At 38.5% G+C, this 3,460-nt stretch carries 3 protein-coding genes; all 3 read left to right on the forward strand.

The genetic code is table 11. The annotated features are described in order from the left end of the window. The first annotated feature begins 246 nt into the window (after positions 1-246). The 3 genes from JWH17_RS24935 (at position 247) to JWH17_RS22915 (ending at position 3,179) form a co-directional block, all read left to right on the forward strand. Positions 247-429 (forward strand): RipA family octameric membrane protein, encoded by a 183-nt coding sequence (locus tag JWH17_RS24935; protein ID WP_438941069.1) that lies wholly within the window; start codon positions 247-249, stop codon positions 427-429. A gap of 116 nt (positions 430-545) precedes the next feature. Continuing rightward, the gene (locus JWH17_RS22910) at positions 546-2,336 is read left to right on the forward strand and encodes an anti-phage dCTP deaminase (RefSeq protein WP_205225027.1); all 1,791 of its coding nucleotides are present in this window, start codon (positions 546-548) and stop codon (positions 2,334-2,336) included. A gap of 291 nt (positions 2,337-2,627) precedes the next feature. After that, on the forward strand, positions 2,628-3,179 hold the full coding sequence (locus JWH17_RS22915; RefSeq protein WP_205225028.1) for a hypothetical protein: 552 nt from the start codon (positions 2,628-2,630) through the stop codon (positions 3,177-3,179). Positions 3,180-3,460 lie beyond the last annotated feature (281 nt).

The following is a 3,460-nucleotide window of genomic DNA, read 5'->3' on the forward strand; positions in this document are numbered from 1 at the left end:
GGGCGATTGAGTTGTTCGCTGCAACCCCAAAAACACGAAAATTTAAATGTTGAATTGACCCTGATTTCCATATTTATCGCATAATTAAAGACGCTGGGGAATAAACCATTTATTCGAGATTCCCTTAAGTATGTTATGAGAGAAAAAACAGGTAGCAAGATGACTGAAAATGCTATGAAAAATAAAAAATAAGATATTGCATTAGCTACTCGTAATTTCAAAATTGAACTTTTCTGGAAAAGATCATTGTTTTTTTGGGGTTTCATTGCATCTGCATTTGTAGGTTATGCCAGTGTAGTGCTACATAAACCTGCTCTAGCCGTTGTAATCGCATGTTTCGGTTTTGTCTGCTCTGTAGCTTGGAGTCTTGTTAATCGTGGAAGTAAATATTGGCAATCATCTTCAGTATTGTTTTTTCAATTTTTATGATAATTGCTGGACGCTCAACTGATGCAAAAAGCTCATAATAAATTATTAAACATGAAATGCGCAAACATCGCGCAACCAGTTCCCACCAGATAAAGCTCAATTCACTAGGATTCAGAATGAAACTGATATTCACTAAAAGTTATGAAGAGTTAAAGCAAGAATTGTCAACAATAGGCGGTGATTGGGATGAATCACAAACAAACAAAAAGGTGCTTCGTCTCAACGGCGGAGTAATGAGCTGGTATGAGAGCACAGGTACAATCCAATTTCAAGGCAAACAAGATCAAAAACAATTCCTCGAAAATAAAGTCAAAAGAGCACTATACCCAGATGAATTCCCCAAAGAGGTAGAGTTACCACCAGTAGATATTGCAGATGCTCAAGAAGGTCAGCAAGCAGTAACAACTGTAACCGATGAGATTACTCATAGTGAAATTTCTATAGAGTACTTAAATGGAAACTTTAACAACTCTGAAATAATTATTGGAATTGTAAGTGCGGTAGGTACTGAGTCAACAAGAGTTGTTACACCACTAACAGATAGGCTTAAAAGATTTGGGTACAAGGCTGAAGAAATAAAGGTCTCATCTCTTCTAAAAACACCAGCATTTACAGGAGAATACGACAGAATAAAGCAATTAATGAATGCAGGGGATGAACTCAGAAAAAAGACCAACAACAATGCAATATTAGCATATGGATCAGCAAAACTAATAAAAAGCAAACGGGATACGCGTATTGAAAAAAAAGCTTATATTATCAACTCATTAAAGCACCCTGACGAAGTGGAAATATTGAGAAAAATTTATGGACAAGGGTTTTACCTTTTCGGAATTCATACCGACAAAAAACGACGCCTTCATTATTTGACAAACGATAAAGGGTTCACCATCAGTGAAGCAGATGAATTAACAAGTATTGATGAAGATGAAAAAATTCCTCATGGTCAACGAACGAGGGACACTTACCATTTATCAGACTTTTACATTAATTTTGGAAAAAATGACGATCAAGTTAAAAATACGATTCAAAGGTTTCTAGAGCTAATTTTTTCACACCCATATAAAAACCCTACTTTTGACGAATTTTCTATGTTTATGGCATTTTCTAGTTCTGTCAGGTCTGGAGATTTGTCGCGCCAAGTAGGTGCTGTAATAGCCAAGAACCAACAAATAATTGCTACAGGGGCAAACGAATGTCCTGTGTCTGGTGGTGGTCATTACTGGGCCAAAACAGATGGAGAAAGCGGAAACGTAAACGATGTGACTGATGGGAAAGACTATACAAGGAATGAAGACTCTAACAAAGCAGAACAAAATGAGATAATTCAAAGTATAGCCCATAATATTTGTGAAATTGATGAGATAAGCGGTATTGGTACTGAAAAGATACAGGAGGTTCTTGAAAAAAGCAGAATTCGCGATTTAACAGAATTTGGTAGGGTGGTTCACGCAGAAATGGAAGCAATTCTTTCTTGTGCAAGAGCAGGTATAAGTTGTATAGAATCTACGCTTTACTGCACAACATTTCCTTGCCATAATTGCGCAAAACACATCATAGCTTCTGGCATAAAGAGGGTCGTGTATGTGGAGCCATACCCAAAAAGTAAAGCTCTTGAATTCCATTCTGATTCCATAGAATTGAGGACGAAATTAGACACGAAAGAAGATAGTGAACAAGTTATATTTGAACCATTCACCGGAGTTGGTGCAAGGAGATTTCTGGATTTTTTCTCAATGAATTTGGGTATTGGAAATAAGCTAAAACGAAAAAATAAAGATGGTAGCACTGTAGATTGGGAGATAGGTTCGGCAAGACCAAGAGTAGCATTACTCCCCAAGTCTTATTTAGATATAGAAAATTCTGCCGCTGACACATTTGATAAAAGTAATTCTGGCATACAATGATTTCATTCATAAGACGGCAAGAAACATGGCGGCGATGAAACGACAAATATGGATGGGCGGCTGGTGATGCACTGCCTTCGATACTTTAAAGTAGCCAAGAATTAAATTTTAAAAGAAAAGGGTCAGATCTATGCTTGACTCATCTCGACTATGCAATGTCCCTGGAATCCGATTTTTCTAAAGGCAAGATTTCTCCTATGAATCAGGCCTGGCTGAATAGAACTATATTGACCGTTATAAATAAAACGGCCCCTTTTTACGTTCCTCAACGTCAACGTCTTGGTAGGAATCATGAACGAAGCAGCAGTTACACTCAATCCAGTACTATGGAACGTTGCGTCAACAATCATTGGAGCAATAGTTGGTTCAATGACCACACTATTCGCGACGACTCAACACGAAAAGACTAAACAGGAGTATATTGCAAACAAAGAGCTATACCTCCGCTTGACGCCTAATATTCAGTGGCTTGAAGAATTGCCAATAAGACAGGCCACTCATGCTGATTTACATAGCAACAGACAGCTAGAAGCAGCTAATTATCTTGCAAATGAATTCCCAAAATACTCGAAATATATAGAGGAGTATCGCTTCCAGCTTGACGATAAAGAGATGATTAAATTTGACAACTTATGGCTCAAATACAGGACACATTACATATGGAAAGAGGGGGTGTTCCAAAGTTCTGGATATTCTGATCTCAGCTTTACTCAATACTCCACTATTGGAGGCAGTATTGAAGAAAGGACGAGACGAAGGGATTTGGCCATAAAAAGACTGAAAGACATTCAGGCCTTTGCCAAAAACAGGAAGCCCTTTTACCATAGGCCTTTTATCGACTAATTGGTTTAATCAATGCTTGGATCCGAGATTATCGCCTCACTAGCCAGCTACACCCTTCAGCAGTCTCATTTTTGAGAACAAGAAGGCCAAAGGGGTCACGTCTTTGCTTGGCTTATCTCGTCTATACAATGTCCCAGGAAGTCGTTTTTTCTAAAGGTCGAGTAGACCGGCTCCTCTAATACAAAAACAGAGACTCCCATAGCTCGTCTTTCATTTGACGCCTCGCCGCACGCGGCTACTACGTGCCTGCTACTTCGATCTGTTCATATTATTGTCACCGG

Origin of the sequence: Desulfogranum marinum, assembly GCF_016918565.1 — a bacterium.
Classification (GTDB): domain Bacteria; phylum Desulfobacterota; class Desulfobulbia; order Desulfobulbales; family Desulfobulbaceae; genus Desulfogranum; species Desulfogranum marinum.